Here is a 17,792-nt window from a genome sequence, read left to right as displayed (position 1 = left end):
AATTCTTTTTGTTACAATAGCATTTTTGTTTTAAGGAAAATTAAATGATAAGCTATGAAGATGCAGGTGTAAGTATAGATAATGGAAATTCCTTTGTAGAAAAGATAAAACCATTTGTAAAAAACACCTTTGATAACAATGTTCTAGGAGGCATAGGCTCTTTTTCTGGTGCTTACGCCTTACCAAGCGGATATAAAAACCCTGTTTTGCTTGCCGCAACAGACGGAGTTGGCACTAAACTAAGACTTGCTATAGATAGCAAAAGATATGACAGCATAGGGCAAGATTTGGTGGCTATGTGCGTTAATGATCTTTTGTGTAATTTTGCTAAGCCTATGTTTTTTCTTGATTATTATGCTAGTTCCAAGCTTGAAATAGAAGTGGCAAGTTCTGTTGTTGAGGGCATAGCTAAGGCTTGTAAATTAGCTAACTGTGCCTTAATAGGCGGAGAGACCGCTGAAATGCCCGGACTTTACGCTAAAGATGATTTTGATTTAGCTGGTTTTGCTGTGGGTATTGCTGAGGCTGATGAGATAGATAGAAGATCCTTTGTAAAAAGTGGAGATTTGCTTTTGGCTTTGCCTAGTTCCGGGCTTCATTCAAATGGCTATTCCCTAGCTAGAAAGGTGCTTTTTGATGAGCTTAAGATGAATTTTAATGATAAGCTAAACGGTAAAGAGCTGATAGATATTTTGCTTGAGCCAACTAGAATTTATGTGAATGATTTTTTAAAACTAAAACCATATATAAATGCCTTAGCACATATAACAGGTGGCGGTCTTATTGAAAATTTGCCAAGAATTTTCCCAAGAGGCATAGGTGCTGTTATAAGAAAACATCATCTAAAAACACAAGATATTTTTTATACCATAGGCGAAATGGTAGATGAAAATGAGATGTATAGAAGCTTTAATATGGGAGTTGGAATGGTGCTTGTAGTCAGTGCTGAAAATGTTTCAAAAGTGCTTGAAAATTCTGACGCTTTCATCATAGGCGAGGTAGTTTTAAATGAAGGCGTAGTGCTGGAGTAAATAACACTTTACAGTGATAGTGTAAATATTATTCTTCGTTTATTGTAGAAAGATAAAAATATACACTAAATAAAACTTGGGAAAATGATGAAAAATACTTTACCTTTTGAATCTTTCATAAGCACATTAAAACCTACAAATAGAAATTTAAGTTTTTATGTGGATTGGGATAAGTGCTTAACAAATCGCGATAGAATTACTATTGCCCTCAATCATCTTAATTTTTTATTGGGCAAAGATTCTAAACAAATGCAAGAGTGTATCGCTACACTTTTTGCAGAATATAGCAAAGCTTTTGAAGTATTACCACTTTTGCTTGCTGTGCGTGATAGTAACGAGAAGGTTTTAGATTCTCAAGGTTTAGAAATACAGATGTTTAAAATTTTGCAAACACCACAAGGTATATATAACTTTATTTGCGAGAGTGGATTGCTAGAGGTCTTTAGTGATAAAAAAATCAAAGATTTGAATGATTTTGTATTTGGGATAGAAGTTGGGCTTGATAGCAATGCAAGAAAAAATCGAAGTGGTAAAACTATGGAATCTTTAATAGCTAGAATCTTCAAGGAAGCAAATCTGTCTTTTAGGGAACAAGTTAATATCAAAGAATTTCAAGATTTACACAAGGTTTTTGGTGAAGATATAAAGAAATTTGATTTTGTAGTGTTTAGCAAAAACAAACAATACTTTATAGAATGCAATTTTTATACAGGCGGTGGAAGCAAGCTTAATGAGACCGCTAGAGCATACACGGAACTAGCTACAAAATTTGAAAATTTGAAAGATAGAAGCTTTGTTTGGATTAGTGATGGACAGGGTTGGCTATCTGCAAAAAATAAATTACAAGAAGCTTACAAAAGCGTAGAGATGTATAATCTTAGCAATATATCTGATTTTACTAAAAAGGCACAAAATGACAAGTAGAGTTCTCCCAACATTACCCACATTCCAAAGCCAAGATTCTACGTTTTTACTATATCAGGGTGATTGCAATGAGGTTTTAAAAGAGTTTAGGGGGCAGTTTGATTTAATTTTTGCCGATCCGCCTTATTTTCTTTCAAATGATGGTTTGAGTATTCAAAGTGGAAAGATTGTAAGTGTAAATAAAGGACAGTGGGACAAGGGAGAGAATATTGATGAGATAGATTCTTTTAATACGCAATGGATACAAAATGCAAAAGAAGCCTTAAAACCCACAGGTAGTATTATGATAAGTGGCACATACCACAATATCTTTTCTTTAGGTAGAATTTTACAAAAGCTTGATTTTAAGATTCTAAATATTATTACTTGGCAAAAGACAAACCCGCCACCAAATTTTAGTTGTCGCTATCTTACGCATTCCACAGAGCAGATTATTTGGGCTAGAAAAAGTCATAAACATAAGCATATTTTCAACTATGAGATTCTCAAAAAACTTAATGGCGATAAACAAATGCGTGATGTATGGAGCTTCCCGGCTATCGCCCCTTGGGAAAAAGCAAATGGCAAACACCCTACACAAAAGCCCTTAGCTCTTTTGGTTCGCTTACTCTTAATGGCAAGCGAGGAAAATTCACTTATTTGCGATCCTTTTAGTGGCTCTAGCACCACAGGTATAGCGGCAAATCTTTTAGAGCGGAAGTTTGTCGGCATAGAGAAAGAAAATGAGTTTATAAAAATGTCTATCGCACGCAAAAATGAGCTAGATTCTCATAAAAAAGATATAGAATCAAGAATTAAAGATTTAAGGTGTTTGTGTATTTAAGATAATGTATTTTTTATAGCTTTTCTCAAATAAGATAAAGTTCATATATTTTAGTAATTATAAAAAGCCACATTTATTTTTATAATTTTTTACTTGTTTCTAATTTTAAAAATTTGTTTTTTTAAATTTCTATTATGGTGATTTTGTTTATTTTTTTAAAATGTTTCACAAGAAACATTTTAAAATTCATAGCTTCCACCAAGATGAAGAGAGAAATATCTAGGGTATTTCATATCATCAACTTCGCCTTTTTTTGTAGATACTGATACTCCAAGATCTACAAAACCAACACCTAAACCAAAAGACATTATCAGACCATTTTTTTGCATTATATCTGTTGCCAAACCTGCTCTAGCACTGAAAAAAGCTGTATGTGCGTCTATTCCTATACCCATTTTTTGCGAATATTGTTTAGGTGAGCCACTAGGAGTAAGCATAATATTTCTAGTTAAATCAGCGTCAGCACCTATAAGCAAACCCTCTCCTAGTTCATATGCCAAACCTAATCTTGCTTGAGGAAAGGCTGTAATTTTCCCTTGTTCTTTGAAGTTAAATTTAGGTCTATTTAAATTTTTTCCACTTATACCAATTGTAAAATTTGGCAATATCACCGGGCTATAAGCAAAACCTAAATCTATACCATAGTTATAATCAGAGACAGAGTCTGAACCACTCATTATAGTTTTTATATCATTTTGTATGCTTGATTTTGAGTCATTAACTCCTAGTTTTCTACTCACCTGAACATTTGAGAAACTCATAAATTTGAGGGCAGCTCCCCATGATAAATTTCCTATAGCAGTATCTATATTGAAAGAGTAGGATACTGGCAACTCGACTGTATCAAGTCTTCTTATATTAAAGTCTATATGGTCATTTATAGCTGTTATATTATTTGGTAGCTGTCCAGTGAATGTAGATGCCGTATATACATTTACGATAAAGCCTATTGACAAATCCCCAAAAAGTAGATTGCTAGGTGCTTTTAATGCCCAAGCTCCTTGAACTTTTGTGCTAAGTAAATTATCGTCTAATAATTTATTAAAAGCTTCTATATCTTGTATATTGTTTAAATCGAATTTAAATACGTCTAAAAGTTGTTTTTCTCCTAAAGAGCCTGAAAAAGCGTATCCCATTCTAGGTTTAGCATTTATGCTAGCTAGGGCAGGGTTATAAAATATGGCGTAGGGGTTATTTTTCATAGCTACTCCAACACCTCCCATAGTAGAAGCTCTATGTCCAACCTCTTCAAATTCTAAAGCAAAGGAGCTAACTATACACAAAAGAAAGAGTAAAAAAAATCTCATGAAAAATCCTTGTTAAAAACTACAAGTTAAATCGACATTTATATTTTTTTCCTTAATGGTATTTTAGAGAAAATAAGCAAATTTAGCAAGTATTAAAGCTAAGATACAAATCAATAAGGCTATGTAATGATAAAATTGTTTAAAAGGATCTTGTTTTTTAAATAAAAATATACACGATAAAGATATAGAAACACACAAGATGAGAGAAAATAATAAAACAATTTTTATAAGTATAAGCTTTTGTATAGAATTTTCTAAAGAAAAAAATTTTCAGAATGAAAATATCCAAGAAAAGCACCCGAAAGGAGCAGTATTAAAAAGCTTGGTGCTAAAAATTTTACACTATTTTTCAGCAGCATTCTTTTTAATGCGGTAAATTCCTCGTTTTTTATGGAATTTTTTAGTTTTGAAAATACAAATATATCATAGGCTAAATATCCTATGATGAAACAAGCACAAATAAGATGTATGCTTTTAAATATATCATAGTATAAAAACAAACTAATTTCTCCGTTCGTCTCGTAATACCTTTATGATCCCTACTATAGATATAAATACTACCGCAAAAATAAATACAATTTCCACTATATCTAGTATAGTCATTCTTTACCTTTCTTGCTAAGCTGTCCGCAAGCTGCTGATATATCAAGCCCTTTGCTTTCTCTTATGGTGCATACTATCCTTTTTGAACTTAGGTAGTCTTGAAAGGCTATAGCATTTTCCATTTTTGGTCTTTTATATATTGAACCAAAATGCGGGTTAAACAGTATCAAATTTACTTTTGCATTAATCCCATTTAAAAGTTTTACAAGTTTTTTTGCATGTTCTATTTTGTCGTTTATCCCATCTATTAATAAGTATTCAAACATCAATCTTTTTCTTTGGTTTATAGGAAAATCTCTTAAAGCTTCCATAATTTGCCCTATATTATAAGCTTTATTTATAGGCATCAATTCGCTTCTTAATTCATCATCTACAGCGTGTAAGGAAATTGCAAGCAATGCCCCTAAATCCATCTTTGCTAATTCTTTTATCTGTTTGGCTAAGCCACTAGTGCTTATGGTCTGTCTTTTAGGGCTTATAGCCAAGGTATCATTTTCGCTTAAAATTTTTACAGCTTTTGCTACATTTTTAAGATTATCCAAAGGCTCTCCCATACCCATATAAACTACATTTACTCTTTTTTCATACGGTATATTTTTTTCCTTTTTTATATACAAAATTTGAGCTACTATCTCAGATGGGTTTAAATTTCTTTTGAAGCCATCTTTTGCCGTAAGACAAAAAGAGCAAGCACTTTTGCAACCAACTTGTGATGATACGCAGATAGTAAATTTTGCCTCTTTTAAAATTTTTCCATTATTTGATTTTTCTTCCTTTTTCATAGGTAAAAAAACAGTTTCTATCAATTCACCGTCTTTAAGCTTAAAAAGGTATTTCTCACTCCCGTCCCTACTTGTTTCTTTTCTCAAACATTCTAATGTTTTAAAATAATAATTCTCGCTCAAATATTTTCTAAAGTCCATAGGCAAAGAGGTCATATCATAAAAACTATCAACGTATTTTTGATAAATCCATTGAAAAATTTGCTTAACTCTAAATTTAGGTTTTATTTCTAAAGCTAATTCTTCACTTGTAAAGTCTAGTAAATTTCTCATTTTAAGATAAAAGCCTTTATATTATATTTTTTTCTTGCAAAAATAATGTCAATCTTTTTTTAGCTTCCTCTTGATTTTTTATAAAAAGGCTATGTGCGTTTTCATCGCAAAAATTTGTAGCACATAAAAAAGCTTCTGCTTCTATACCGAAATTTTTAGCTACGCAAAGAATAGAAAAAAATTCCATATTTTCAAGCTCTAAACCAAGCTTTGCAAATTCTTGTGCCGCCTTTTTATTTTGACATATATAATTTGAGGAATTTGTTTTATAGTTTTTAAATGTTTCATATGAAACATTTAAATTTATTTCATTTTTTATAGGGCTATAAAATTTATCTTTAATAGAGGAAAATTCTATATTAAAAGCATGTGAGCTATGATAAATTTGTAAAAGCTCTCCTTTGTCATAAAGCCCACAAGTTCCTACAAATATAATTTTAGGAGGATTTTCTTTTATACATAATTCGCTAAGTTTGATACTGGATTGTATCATACCTATTCCTAAGGCTTTTGCAAAATAAAAATTTTCATTTCCTCCAGCACAGACTATTAAATTAGACATATTTTTCCTTTTGCTTCTAAAAAATAAAAGATTTTAGCCTTTTTTTCTAAATTTTTGCAAAATATTAAATAAAATTTAGGTAAAATTAGAGATGATTAAAGCAAAAAAGCATTTTGGTCAAAATTTCTTAAAAGATAAGAATGTATTACACAAAATCACTCAAGCCATACCCAATTATGTAAATTACATAGTGGAAATTGGGCCTGGCTTAGGTGATTTGACACAAGAGCTTTTGAAGAAATGCAAGGTTGAAGCTTATGAGATAGATGATGAGCTTATTCCATTTTTAGAAAGCAAATTTCAAAAGCAAATTTTGGGTGGAGAATTTAAATTATTTCATTTAAATGCCAGTGAATTTTTTAGCAGGGCTTTAGCTACTAGAGATTATTTCTTGGTAGCTAATTTGCCATATTATATGGCTAGTTCTTTGGTTTTACAGGCACTTGAAGATAATAAGTGCTTAGGGCTTTTGGTAATGTTACAAAAGGAGGTTGTGCAAAAATTCTGTGCCAATAGAGGTGAAAAGGAATATTGTGCAATATCTATCATATCTTCTTTATTTTGCGAAAGATTAGTTCTTTTTGATGTAGATAAAGAAAGCTTTTATCCTGAGCCAAAGGTAAAATCATCTGTAATGTTGCTAGAAAAAAAGCAGCAAGCTATAGATTTGTTTGACTTAGAGCCTTTTAAGGATTTTCTTAGAGATTGTTTTAAGTCCCCAAGAAAACAACTTGTAAGCAATTTAAAAGACAAGCAAAATTCTTTGTATGAAATTTTAAATTCTTTAGGTATAGAAAATACCGTTCGTCCTCACCAACTTGATGTCAATGATTATCTTAAAATTTTTACGCACTTAAAGGAATATTATGAGCGAGGAAATCAAGCAAAACAAAAGTGAAATACAAGCTGATGAAAATATAGTTGCTAGAAATAGTAAAAAGTATAAATATAAAAGAAAAAGAAAATCTTTGGAAAATTCTATAAAAAAAGATGATTCTAATGATGTGCAAAAAAATGAGGAACTAAAACAAACTCCTAAGAAAAAGAAAAACAAAAATATACCAACAAATTTAATGGGTAATGAACCTTGGCAGGTGCAAATGTCAAAATCAATAGAAGCAAATAAAATCATACACGAGCAAAGATTATATCCATTAAAATTTGCTAACAATGCAGAACACAAGCTAAGAATAACTCCTATTGGAGGTCTTGGTGAAGTGGGCGGAAATATGACCGTCATAGAAACAAACAAAGACGCTATAATCATAGACATAGGCTTAAGCTTTCCTGATGAAAGTATGCACGGGGTTGATATAGTTATACCTGATTTTGACTATATAAGAAAGATAAAAGATAAGGTTAGAGCTGTTTTGATTACCCACGCACACGAGGATCATATCGGAGCTGTGCCGTATTTTTATAAAGAATTTTCTTTTCCTTTATATGCTAGTCCTATGGCTCTTGGTATGATTTCAAATAAATTTGAAGAGCATGGTTTAAAAAACGAAAGAAAAAATTTTAGACCTATAGAAAAAAGAAAAATTTACAATATAGGTGATTTTGATATAGAATGGATACATATAACGCACTCTGTTATCGATGCTTCTGCTCTTGCTATTGCCTCAAAAGCTGGAACTATACTGCATAGTGGAGATTTTAAGATAGATCATACTCCTATTGATAATTATCCTAGTGATTTAAATAGGATAGCTTATTATGGCGATAAAGGAATTTTGTGTCTTTTAAGCGATAGCACAAATTCTTATAAAGAGGGCTATACAAAAAGTGAAAGTTCTGTTGGAGATACGTTTGATAATATATTTTTAAGGGCAAAAGGTAGGGTTATAATGAGCACCTTTAGTTCAAATATACACCGTGTTTATCAAGCCATTACATATGGCTTAAAATATGGACGAAAAATTTGTGTTATAGGTCGCTCTATGGAAAGAAATTTATACACAACTATGGAGCTTGGTTATATAAATTTAGATAGAAAAATTTTTATAGACGCAGATGAAGTTAGTAAGCATAAAGATAATGAAGTTTTAATAGTTACTACAGGCTCTCAAGGCGAGACGATGAGTGCATTATATAGAATGGCAACAGATGAGCATAAATTTATAAAAATAAAACCAAGCGATCAAATTATAATCTCTGCCAAAGCTATACCGGGTAATGAAAGAAGCATAAGTGCCGTTCTTGACTATCTTTTAAAAGCCGGTGCTAAGGTTGCGTATCAAGAATTTAGCGAAATTCATGTAAGCGGGCACGCAAATATAGAAGAGCAAAAACTTATGCTTTGTCTTAGCAAACCTAAATTTTTTCTACCTGTGCATGGAGAATATAATCATATAACAAAACATAGGCAAACCGCTATAAGATGTGGGGTAAATGAAAAAAATATTTATCTTATGAGTAATGGCGATCAAATAGAACTTTGTCAAAAATATATGAAAAGAGTTGGCACTGTAAAGACTGGAAAGGTATTTGTTGATAATCAAATCAATAAGCAAATAGCTGATGATGTTGTTATAGATAGACAAAAATTAGCCGACAATGGAGTTGTTGTTATAATAGCACAACTTGATAAGAGCAATAAAAAACTCATACAAAAACCAAGAGTTTTAAGTTATGGCATAGTCGCAAATAATCAAAACAACGAATTTTCTAAGGAATTAAGCGAGGTTTTATCTCACTTTTTTGAAAATGTAAAAGATGAGATTTTAAATAATCCTAGAATTTTAGAAGCTCAAATAAGGCAGGTTTTAAGGAAGCATATTTTTAGAAAAATCAAAAAATACCCTACAATAGTGCCTACAGTTTTTGTGATGTAAAATGCGTAATTAAAATTTTATAGTATCAAGTATATTTATATGATAAAAAAAGATATGACAAAAACCATTTTTTTCAATAAAAAATTAGGACAGTTTTTTACACCTAAAATACTTGTTGAAAAATGTATTTCTCTTATACAGAATCAAGGCAGGCTTTTAGAACCAAGTTGTGGTAATTTAGCTTTTAAAAGCTGTTTAAAAGAAGATTCTATTTTCATAGAAATAGATTCAAAGCTTATTAGAGATCCTAGAGTTTTAAATATGAATTTTTTTGATTATTCTATAAATGAGAAATTTGATACTATCATTGGCAATCCTCCCTATGTGGATAATCAATTTATAAACATCAAACACAAAAGCATTATAAAATGTGAAGCAAATTTGTATCTTTACTTCATAGAAAAGTGCTTTTATCATTTAAAAGATAAGGGCGAATTAATCTTCATAGTGCCAAGAGACTTTATAAAGCTTACTTCTGCAAGAAAGCTTAATGATCTTCTTTTGCAAAATGGCACAATCACACATTTTTTAGATTTTGGCGATGAAAAATTTTTTCAAAATGCCTGTCCTAATGTTTGTATTTTTAGATACGAAAAGGGAAATTTTTCTTATAAAACAAAGACTTTTCAGGGAGAAAAGCATTTGCTTACAAAAGATGGCATAATCTCTTTTTGCGATAAAATATACACAAAAACTTTGGGGGATTTTTTTGAAATTAAAGTTGGTGCAGTGAGTGGAAAAGATGAGTGTTTTGAGAGTGAAAAAGGAGAGAATTTTGTTTTTTCAAAAACCGCTAAAACAGGAACTTTGAAAAAAATGATTTATCAAAGATATGATGAAAGTTTAGAAAATTACAAAGAAATTTTAATAAAACGAGGTATTAAAAAATTTGATGAAGATACTTGGTGGCATTGGGGTAGGGCTGTAAAATTTAGAGAAAATGAAGCTAGAATTTATGTAAACTGCAAGACTAGAAACAAAAATCCTTTTTTTATAAACGACTGTAAAAAATGGGATGGCTCTATCTTAGCACTTTTTCCAAAGGTTAAAATGAATTTAAACAAGGCTTTAGAAGCTTTAAATTCTTTGCCTTGGCAAGATATGGGCTTTATTACAGGAGGCAGATACATTTTTTCACAAAAAGCTTTAAAGGAGGCTTTGATAGATGATGAGATATTTAGAGAGTGTTGTTGAGTTTTTACAGGCTAATCCAATATTGCTTTATAATAACAATGATGATGGTAGATTAAATTCTGCAAATAGCGAGGAAGTTCTTCTTGATAAAATTTTAAAAAACTTTTCAAATACACAAAAACCAAATATTAGATCTTGGTACGATTTTAGCATTTGTGAAAAAGAAAAAATTTATGTAAATATTAAAATTTCAGATTTAGATAATTCTGCAGCGGATAATTGTTCCTCAAAATTAGGTATGGGCTATGCTTTGACAGGAGTTATAAACATGCCGATTTCTTGGAATACTTTTCATAAAATGTTAGTTAAAGAGCTTAAAATAGGTTTTGATTATTATTTTTTAGTTATAAATAAAAATGATACTAGAGATTGTTTTTACACTTCTTTAAAAAGAATCAAAACACTAGTTCCAAATGGTAATAACTTACCTTTTCAATGTGATTGGTCTAAAAATAGGGAATTTGCTAATAGAAGTGAAGTTGAAGCAATGAGATATATACTAGATATATATTTACAAAGTTGGGATAAAAAAGTTGGGATAAAAAGGTTAAGGATTATCCTTTCGAGCTTAAAGAATTATTTGCAAATGACAAAATTTTAAACATAGAGTAAGCAAGGCTAAAAATGCGTATAAACAAATACATCTCTCATAATAGCAAATATTCTCGCCGTGAGGCTGATGAGCTTATAAAATCTGGCTTTGTTAAGATAAATAAGCAAATAGCCTCATTAAACAATACCGTCAAAAAAAACGATAAGGTAAGCATTAAAGGCAAGCTTATAAACGAAAAAAAAATTTTTACCGTGATAGTTTATAACAAAGCAAAAGGAGAGCTAGTAAGCAAGAAAGATGATAGGGGCAGAAAGACTATATACGATTCTTTGCCTAGACATTTTTCATCTTTTTTGCCTGTTGGGAGGCTTGATTATGCTAGTGAGGGCTTACTTTTACTAAGTGATAGTGTAAAAGTTGTAAGTGCCTTGATGAATAGCGATTTAGAAAGAAAATACTATCTAAAAATAAGAGGAATCGTTAATGAAAAGGTTATAGAAGCTATGCAAAATGGGCTTGAAATTGTAAATTCAAAAAAAGGAGCCCACGCAAAAACAAAGATAAGCTCTATGAAAATATCTCCTTTTTTAGAATATGAAATTCTTGGCTCAAGCGGCGGTTACACAAAGCTTAAGGTTCTTATAAATGAGGGTAAAAATCGAGAATTAAGACGTTTTTTTGCTTTCTTTGATCTTGAGGTTGTGGATCTAAAGAGAGTTTCTTTTGGCGTGGTTGATTTGGGTATGCTAGCTAGTGGAAAATACCGTTTTTTAAGCAAAAGCGAATATGAAAAACTAAGAGATTTTTTAGAATATAAAAGGCAAAAACCGCAAAAAACCATAAAAATTTAAGTTAATTTTTATAGTCCTAATTATAAGGATTGCAATGACTTATCTAAAAAAAGTTGTTTGAAAATAAAACTAAATGATATGAAAAGCTATAAAATATTTAATGAAGATTGTAAAATTGCACTCAAAAATTTACAAGATTCTAGTATTGATTGTATCATCACTGATCCGCCTTATTTTATCGATGGAATGGGAAGCGAATGGAATGATACAAATTTGCAAACAAAGGCTAAAAAATCAGGCGTCATCGGTGGCTTACCCGTAGGTATGAAATTTGATAGAATGCAAGGGCTAAGGTTGCAAGAGTTTATGAATCCTATTGCAAAGGAACTTTTTAGAGTTTTAAAACCTGGTGGCTTTTGCATAATCTTTTCTCAAGCAAGGCTTTATCATCGAATGGCTATGAGCTTTGATGAGGCAGGATTTGAGATAAGAGATATGCTAGTATGGAAGTATGAAGGACAGGCAAAAGCTTTTTCACAAAGTCATTTCATCAAAAAGGACAAAAATTTAAGTGATGTTGAAAAAGAAGTTTTGCTTAAAGAGCTAGAAGGTATGAAAACTCCGCAGTTAAAGCCTCAAATAGAACCTATGGTCTTAGCACAAAAGCCACGAATTGGCACTTTTTTGCAAAATTGGCGTGAATACAAACTAGGGCTTATGAATACCAAAGAAAGCCTTGATGGGAAATTTCCGGGCAATGTTATGGAGGTATCAAAACAAGCACGAAAAAAAGATAGTGTCGATAAAATAGAGCATTTAACGCCTAAGCCTATAAAGCTTATTTCACATTTAATAAAACTTTTCACAAAGGAAGATCAAATCATTTTAGATCCCTTTTTAGGCTCTGGTTCTCACGCCCTAGCTGCTTTGCAAGAGAAACGCAAATTTATAGGCTTTGAAATAGAGAAAAGGTATTTTGACATCGCACAAAAAAGGATAGAAAAATTTCACAAAGAGAGATTGTTTTAATGTGCGAAGTTATGCATAGTTTTTATGAATTTAAATTTACAAAATGCTTAAAATATCCCTAAAGCTTTTTTGGATATAATTAGCCAATAAACAAACAAGAAGGAAAGTATTATGCAAAATTCACACTCTACTTCCTATAATTTCGGACTTTATGACAGCAAATTCGAACACGATTCTTGTGGTATAGCAGCCGTTGTTAATATAAGAGGTATCGCTTCTTATAAGGTTGTTTGCGATGCTTTAGAAATTTTAATGCAGCTTGAACACAGAGGCGGTGCTGGTGCTGAGGAAAATACGGGAGATGGAGCCGGAATTTTGATACAAATCCCACACGATTTTTTCGCTACTTTAGAGCTTGGTTTTACCTTGCCTAAAAAAGGTGATTACGCAGTAGCTCAAATGTTTTTATCCCCGAATTTAGAAGCAAAAGAAGAGGCTAAAAGAATTTTTCTAGATGGTTTAAAAGAAAAAAACTTAGAATTTTTAGGCTTTAGAGAAGTGCCTATAAATCCAAGCGACATAGGAAAAACAGCCCTAGCTGCTATGCCTTATTTTTTACAAGCCTTTGTAAAAAGACCAAAAGATGTAGATAAGGGCTTGGCATTTGAAAGAGTGCTTTATAACGCAAGAAGAATTATAGAAAAAAAAGCTGCTTTAGTCCCTAAATTTTATTTTTCTAGTTTTTCTTCAAGAACTATTGTCTATAAAGGTATGTTGCTTTCAACTCAACTTAGTGATTTTTATCTAGATTTTAAAGATGTAAATTTAAAGTCTGCCATAGCTCTTGTGCATTCTCGTTTTTCTACAAATACCTTTCCAAGTTGGGAAAGAGCACACCCAAATAGATATATGGCACATAACGGAGAGATAAATACCATAAGAGGAAACGTTGATACTATAAGTGCTAGAGAGGGTCTTTTGGAGTCTGATTATTTTGAGAATTTAGATGAATTATTTCCTATAATAGCCAAACCAAGTAGCGATTCTGCTATGTTTGATAACACTTTAGAATTTTTATCTTTGAATGGTAGAACTTTAGAAGAAGCTTTTTTGATGATGATACCAGAACCTTGGCATAGAAATACAAATATGAATCCTAAAAAAAGAGCATTTTATGAATATCACTCAACCTTAATGGAGCCTTGGGACGGACCTGCTGCTATCATCTTTACTGATGGTGTTGTAATGGGTGCGTCTTTGGATAGAAATGGTTTTAGACCATCAAGATATTATCTAACAAAAGATGATTTTTTAATACTTTCAAGCGAAACAGGTGCTTTAAAAATAGATGAAAAAAACATAAAGGCAAAAAAAAGACTTGAGCCGGGTAAGCTCCTTTTGGTAGATACCGCAAGGGGTAGAGTTGTATCTGATGATGAGGTTAAAGAGCATTATGCAAATGCCAAACCTTATGAAAAATGGCTTGAAAATTTAGTTAGACTTGAGGATTTGAAAAGTAAAGATTATAAACATAATTTTTTGAGCGAAAAGGAAGTTTTAAAGCTTCAAAAGATATTTGCCTGGTCTTATGATGAACTAAAACAAAGCGTTGAATCTATGGCAAGAACAGGAAAAGAAGCTCTTGCTGCAATGGGAAATGATTCTCCTTTGGCTGTGTTGTCAAATACATACCAACCCCTTTACAATTATTTTAAGCAGCTTTTTGCTCAGGTTACAAATCCACCACTTGACGCCATACGAGAGGAGATTATAACTTCAACAAGAATTTATCTTGGTAGAGAGGGAAATCTCTTAAAGCCAGACGAAAGCCACTGCAAAAGAGTAAAGGTTAGCCTTCCTATCATAAGCAATGAGGAATTAAATGAGATAAAGAAACTAAAAGATTTTAAGGTTAAAGATTTTTCTTTATTGTTTGAATACGGTAAAATTTCGCTAGAAAAGGCTTTAGATGAGCTTTTTATAAAAGTAGAAAAAGAGATAGACAGTGGCGCTAGTATAGTAGTTTTAAACGATAAAGGTGTTAAAGAAAATTTAAGCTATATACCAGCATTATTAGCTGTTTCTGGTTTGCATAATTATTTAGTTAGGAAATCAAAAAGAACTCACGTAAGCATAATCATAGAAAGCGCAGAACCTAGAGAAATTCATCATTTTGCTTGTTTGCTTGGTTTTGGTGCAACTGTCATAAATCCTTACCTAGTTTATGAAAGCATAAACCAGCTTGTAAGACAAAAAGATCTTAATATAAGCTATGAAAAGGCTGTTTCAAATTTCATAAAAGCCTCTTCAAGCGGTATAGTAAAAATAGCTTCTAAAATGGGAATTTCAACCTTGCAAAGTTATTGTGGAGCTCAAATTTTTGAATGTTTGGGACTTAGCACTAAGTTAATGCAAAAATACTTTACTTCCGTTAGCTCAAGGATAGAAGGTATAGATATAGAGGATATAGAAAAAGAATTAATATCTCATCATAAAAAAGTCTTTGAAGATAGCTCAAATGCACTTGATTCTAAAGGCAATCACAAATACAGAAGCAACAAAGAAGAACACTTGTTTGATCCTTTAGTTATATTTCATTTGCAAGAATCTTGCAGAAATGGCGATTACAAACAGTTTAAAAAATACAGTTCTTTAGTAGATAGTAAGATTGTAAATTTAAGACACTTAATGGATTTTGATTTTAGCGAGGCTATAAGTATAGATAAAGTCGAAAGTACTGATGAAATAGTAAAAAGATTTAAAACCGGAGCTATGAGCTATGGTTCTATTTCAAAAGAAGTGCATGAATGTCTAGCTATAGCTATGAATTCTATAAAAGCTAAGTCAAATTCTGGTGAAGGCGGAGAGGATGAAAGCAGATATGAAATAAAAGATGGTATAAATAAAAATTCTGCTATCAAACAGGTTGCTAGTGGGAGATTTGGTGTTGATATAAATTATCTGGTAAATGCTAAAGAAATTCAAATCAAAGTAGCACAAGGAGCAAAGCCTGGTGAAGGCGGACAGTTAATGGGCTTTAAGGTTTATCCTTGGATAGCAAAGGCAAGACATTCAACGCCGGGAGTTTCTTTGATATCTCCTCCACCTCATCACGATATATACTCTATAGAGGATCTAGCACAGCTTATATATGATTTGAAAAATGCAAATAGCAAGGCAAAAATTTCTGTTAAGCTTGTAAGTGAAAGCGGCATAGGAACGGTTGCGGCTGGAGTAGCAAAAGCAGGTGCAAATTTGATTCTTGTTTCAGGCTATGATGGCGGCACAGGAGCTAGTCCTAGGACATCTATACCTCACGCTGGAATTCCTTGGGAATTAGGTCTTGCAGAAACTCATCAAACACTTATACTAAATAAGCTAAGACAAAGAGTAAGGCTAGAAACTGATGGCAAACTTTTAACAGGGCGAGATTTAGCCATAGCCGCCTTGCTTGGAGCTGAAGAATTTGGCTTTGCTACCGCTCCATTGATTGTCGTGGGTTGCACTATGATGAGGGTTTGTCATCTAAATACTTGTCCTTTTGGCATAGCTACTCAAGACAGAGAGCTTAGAGATAGATTTAAGGGCAAGCCAGAGGATGTTGTGAATTTTATGTATTTCATAGCCGAGGAACTTAGAGAATATATGGCAAGACTTGGTTTTGAAAAGCTTGATGATATGATAGGCAGGATAGATAAGTTAAAGCAAAAAAAATTAAGCGGTAAATTAGCAAAGATAAATTTAGACAGTATCATAAAATCCTTGCCAACATATAATAAAAGTGCTGTGCATTTTGAAAGTTTTTCAGATAACAAGCTTGAAAAAACTATAGACTATAGAATTTTGCTCCCACTTTGTAAGAGCGCCTTAGAGAAAAATAAAAAGATAAAATTAAGCCTAGAAGTAAGCAATCTTAGCAGGACCTTTGCTACAATGCTTTCAAGCTACATAGTTAAGACTTATGGTAAAGATGCATTAAGCGAGGATAGGATTAATTTAACAGCCATAGGAAGTGCAGGAAATAGCTTTGGTGCTTTTTTATGTAAGGGTATAAAGCTTGAGATTATAGGCGATACTAATGATTATTTAGGCAAGGGCTTAAGCGGCGGAAAGATAATAGCTAGAATTTCTGATGAAGCTACCTTTAGTCCTGAGGAAAATATCATAGCGGGTAATGCTTGTTTATATGGTGCAACCAGCGGTTCTGTTTATTTAGATGGCATAGCAGGAGAGAGATTTTGTGTTAGAAATTCCGGTGCAAAAGCCGTTGTTCTTGGCACAGGAGTGCATGGCTGTGAATATATGACGGGAGGTATAGTCGTTGTGCTAGGCGATGTCGGAGTAAATTTTGCTGCTGGTATGAGCGGAGGAGTAGTATATATCTTTGGAAGACACAATGAAGCAAATGTAAATAAAGAACTTATTGATATAAAAAACCTTAGTAAAGACGATGAGAAAGAGCTAAAAGCTATCATTGAAGAACATATATCATATACAAATTCGAAAAAAGCTAAGGATATAATGCAAAAATTTGATAAAAAAGATTTTTTTAAGATAATGCCAAGGGATTACGAAAAAGCTTTAAAAGCTCTTGAAATTTGTAAGAATGAAAAAGAACCAGAACTTAGTGCCTTTAAAATACTAAGCGAAGGTAAGGTATGACTTATAAAGGAAAAAGATGAGATACGGTGAAAAAGAGATAAAAGAATTTGATGTTGAAAAAGATCTAGAACTTTGGGAAAATAAGGCTGAGAATGATTATATTATAAAGATAACATTGCCTGAATTTGCTTGTCTTTGCCCAAGAAGTGGTTATCCTGATTTTGCCACCTTAAAGCTTGAGTATATACCTGATAAGTTTATAGTTGAGCTTAAGGCTATAAAGATTTATATAAATTCTTTTATGTATAAACACATCAGCCACGAAGCTAGTGTAAATGAAATTTACTCCACCCTAAAAAATAAGCTAAAACCAAAATACATCAAGCTAGTAGCTGAATTTAATCCAAGAGGAAATGTCTATACAAGCATAGAATGCAGAAGCGACATAGTAGTGCCTAAATAAAAATTTTAAACTACTTTACCCCCCCCCCCCCCCCCCCTTTTTTTTTTTTTATAAAATATTTTTTAAGTTTTTTTTTTTTTT

At 32.0% G+C, this 17,792-nt stretch carries 15 protein-coding genes; 11 read left to right on the top strand and 4 right to left on the bottom strand.

Annotated features, from left to right (window positions below; translation table 11 throughout):
- The first annotated feature begins 44 nt into the window (after positions 1-44).
- From purM to Q0J35_RS04125, 3 genes are all read left to right on the top strand, one after another.
- On the top strand, positions 45-1,031 hold the full coding sequence (gene purM, locus Q0J35_RS04135; RefSeq protein WP_297193389.1) for a phosphoribosylformylglycinamidine cyclo-ligase: 987 nt from the start codon (positions 45-47) through the stop codon (positions 1,029-1,031).
- Positions 1,032-1,118: 87 nt separating this feature from the next.
- Complete coding sequence (locus Q0J35_RS04130) at positions 1,119-1,955, top strand: type II restriction endonuclease (protein WP_297193387.1); 837 nt, start codon at positions 1,119-1,121, stop codon at positions 1,953-1,955.
- Complete coding sequence (locus Q0J35_RS04125; RefSeq protein ID WP_297193385.1) at positions 1,945-2,778, top strand: site-specific DNA-methyltransferase; 834 nt, start codon at positions 1,945-1,947, stop codon at positions 2,776-2,778. Before Q0J35_RS04130 ends, Q0J35_RS04125 begins: the two co-directional genes overlap by 11 nt.
- A 179-nt stretch (positions 2,779-2,957) precedes the next feature.
- On the opposite strand, the gene traF is transcribed toward Q0J35_RS04125, so the two are convergent.
- The 4 genes from traF to Q0J35_RS04105 form a co-directional block, all read right to left on the bottom strand.
- A complete protein-coding gene (traF, locus tag Q0J35_RS04120; protein ID WP_297193383.1) occupies positions 2,958-4,085 on the bottom strand; it encodes a conjugal transfer protein TraF in 1,128 nt (375 codons plus the stop codon).
- 254 nt (positions 4,086-4,339) lie between these two features.
- A complete protein-coding gene (locus Q0J35_RS04115; protein ID WP_297193381.1) occupies positions 4,340-4,585 on the bottom strand; it encodes a hypothetical protein in 246 nt (81 codons plus the stop codon).
- A gap of 99 nt (positions 4,586-4,684) precedes the next feature.
- The gene (gene rlmN, locus Q0J35_RS04110; protein WP_297193379.1) at positions 4,685-5,743 is read right to left on the bottom strand and encodes a 23S rRNA (adenine(2503)-C(2))-methyltransferase RlmN; all 1,059 of its coding nucleotides are present in this window, start codon (positions 5,741-5,743) and stop codon (positions 4,685-4,687) included.
- A gap of 16 nt (positions 5,744-5,759) precedes the next feature.
- A complete protein-coding gene (locus tag Q0J35_RS04105) occupies positions 5,760-6,305 on the bottom strand; it encodes a purine-nucleoside phosphorylase (protein ID WP_297193377.1) in 546 nt (181 codons plus the stop codon).
- 91 nt (positions 6,306-6,396) lie between these two features.
- Between Q0J35_RS04105 and rsmA the strand changes: the two genes are divergently transcribed.
- From rsmA to queF, 8 genes are all read left to right on the top strand, one after another.
- Complete coding sequence (rsmA, locus tag Q0J35_RS04100; RefSeq protein WP_297193375.1) at positions 6,397-7,203, top strand: 16S rRNA (adenine(1518)-N(6)/adenine(1519)-N(6))-dimethyltransferase RsmA; 807 nt, start codon at positions 6,397-6,399, stop codon at positions 7,201-7,203.
- Positions 7,172-9,139, top strand: a complete 1,968-nt coding sequence (locus tag Q0J35_RS04095) for a ribonuclease J (RefSeq protein WP_297193373.1) — start codon at positions 7,172-7,174, stop codon at positions 9,137-9,139. Before rsmA ends, Q0J35_RS04095 begins: the two co-directional genes overlap by 32 nt.
- 39 nt (positions 9,140-9,178) lie before the next feature.
- Positions 9,179-10,333, top strand: a complete 1,155-nt coding sequence (locus Q0J35_RS04090) for an Eco57I restriction-modification methylase domain-containing protein (RefSeq protein WP_297193371.1) — start codon at positions 9,179-9,181, stop codon at positions 10,331-10,333.
- The gene (locus tag Q0J35_RS04085; protein ID WP_297193369.1) at positions 10,308-10,934 is read left to right on the top strand and encodes a restriction endonuclease; all 627 of its coding nucleotides are present in this window, start codon (positions 10,308-10,310) and stop codon (positions 10,932-10,934) included. The genes Q0J35_RS04090 and Q0J35_RS04085 overlap by 26 nt, the downstream gene beginning before the upstream one ends.
- Before the next feature lie 23 nt (positions 10,935-10,957).
- Positions 10,958-11,737 carry a pseudouridine synthase gene (locus tag Q0J35_RS04080; RefSeq protein ID WP_297193367.1) on the top strand — a complete coding sequence of 260 codons (780 nt, stop codon included), beginning with the start codon at positions 10,958-10,960 and terminating at the stop codon, positions 11,735-11,737.
- A 78-nt stretch (positions 11,738-11,815) separates the two neighbouring features.
- Positions 11,816-12,706 (top strand): site-specific DNA-methyltransferase, encoded by an 891-nt coding sequence (locus Q0J35_RS04075; RefSeq protein WP_297193365.1) that lies wholly within the window; start codon positions 11,816-11,818, stop codon positions 12,704-12,706.
- A gap of 111 nt (positions 12,707-12,817) precedes the next feature.
- Positions 12,818-17,308 (top strand): glutamate synthase large subunit, encoded by a 4,491-nt coding sequence (gene gltB, locus Q0J35_RS04070; protein ID WP_297193363.1) that lies wholly within the window; start codon positions 12,818-12,820, stop codon positions 17,306-17,308.
- Positions 17,309-17,324: 16 nt separating this feature from the next.
- Complete coding sequence (gene queF / locus Q0J35_RS04065) at positions 17,325-17,711, top strand: preQ(1) synthase (RefSeq protein WP_297193361.1); 387 nt, start codon at positions 17,325-17,327, stop codon at positions 17,709-17,711.
- The last annotated feature ends 81 nt before the right edge of the window (positions 17,712-17,792 follow it).

The sequence above is a fragment of the uncultured Campylobacter sp. genome, assembly GCF_944323605.1.
Lineage (GTDB): Bacteria > Campylobacterota > Campylobacteria > Campylobacterales > Campylobacteraceae > Campylobacter_D.
The sequence above is the reverse complement of the archived record's forward strand: the minus strand, read 5'-3'. Positions and strand labels throughout refer to the sequence as shown.

Bases quoted from the DNA above. Each gene is read 5' to 3' on its own strand.
- purM (WP_297193389.1), top strand. From the start codon at position 45: ATGATAAGCTATGAAGATGCAGGTGTAAGTATAGATAATGGAAATTCC.
- Q0J35_RS04130 (WP_297193387.1), top strand. From the start codon at position 1,119: ATGAAAAATACTTTACCTTTTGAATCTTTCATAAGCACATTAAAACCT.
- Q0J35_RS04125 (WP_297193385.1), top strand. From the start codon at position 1,945: ATGACAAGTAGAGTTCTCCCAACATTACCCACATTCCAAAGCCAAGAT.
- traF (WP_297193383.1), bottom strand. From the start codon at position 4,085: ATGAGATTTTTTTTACTCTTTCTTTTGTGTATAGTTAGCTCCTTTGCT.
- rlmN (WP_297193379.1), bottom strand. From the start codon at position 5,743: ATGAGAAATTTACTAGACTTTACAAGTGAAGAATTAGCTTTAGAAATA.
- Q0J35_RS04105 (WP_297193377.1), bottom strand. From the start codon at position 6,305: ATGTCTAATTTAATAGTCTGTGCTGGAGGAAATGAAAATTTTTATTTT.
- rsmA (WP_297193375.1), top strand. From the start codon at position 6,397: ATGATTAAAGCAAAAAAGCATTTTGGTCAAAATTTCTTAAAAGATAAG.
- Q0J35_RS04095 (WP_297193373.1), top strand. From the start codon at position 7,172: ATGAGCGAGGAAATCAAGCAAAACAAAAGTGAAATACAAGCTGATGAA.
- Q0J35_RS04090 (WP_297193371.1), top strand. From the start codon at position 9,179: ATGATAAAAAAAGATATGACAAAAACCATTTTTTTCAATAAAAAATTA.
- Q0J35_RS04085 (WP_297193369.1), top strand. From the start codon at position 10,308: ATGAGATATTTAGAGAGTGTTGTTGAGTTTTTACAGGCTAATCCAATA.
- Q0J35_RS04080 (WP_297193367.1), top strand. From the start codon at position 10,958: ATGCGTATAAACAAATACATCTCTCATAATAGCAAATATTCTCGCCGT.
- Q0J35_RS04075 (WP_297193365.1), top strand. From the start codon at position 11,816: ATGAAAAGCTATAAAATATTTAATGAAGATTGTAAAATTGCACTCAAA.
- gltB (WP_297193363.1), top strand. From the start codon at position 12,818: ATGCAAAATTCACACTCTACTTCCTATAATTTCGGACTTTATGACAGC.
- queF (WP_297193361.1), top strand. From the start codon at position 17,325: ATGAGATACGGTGAAAAAGAGATAAAAGAATTTGATGTTGAAAAAGAT.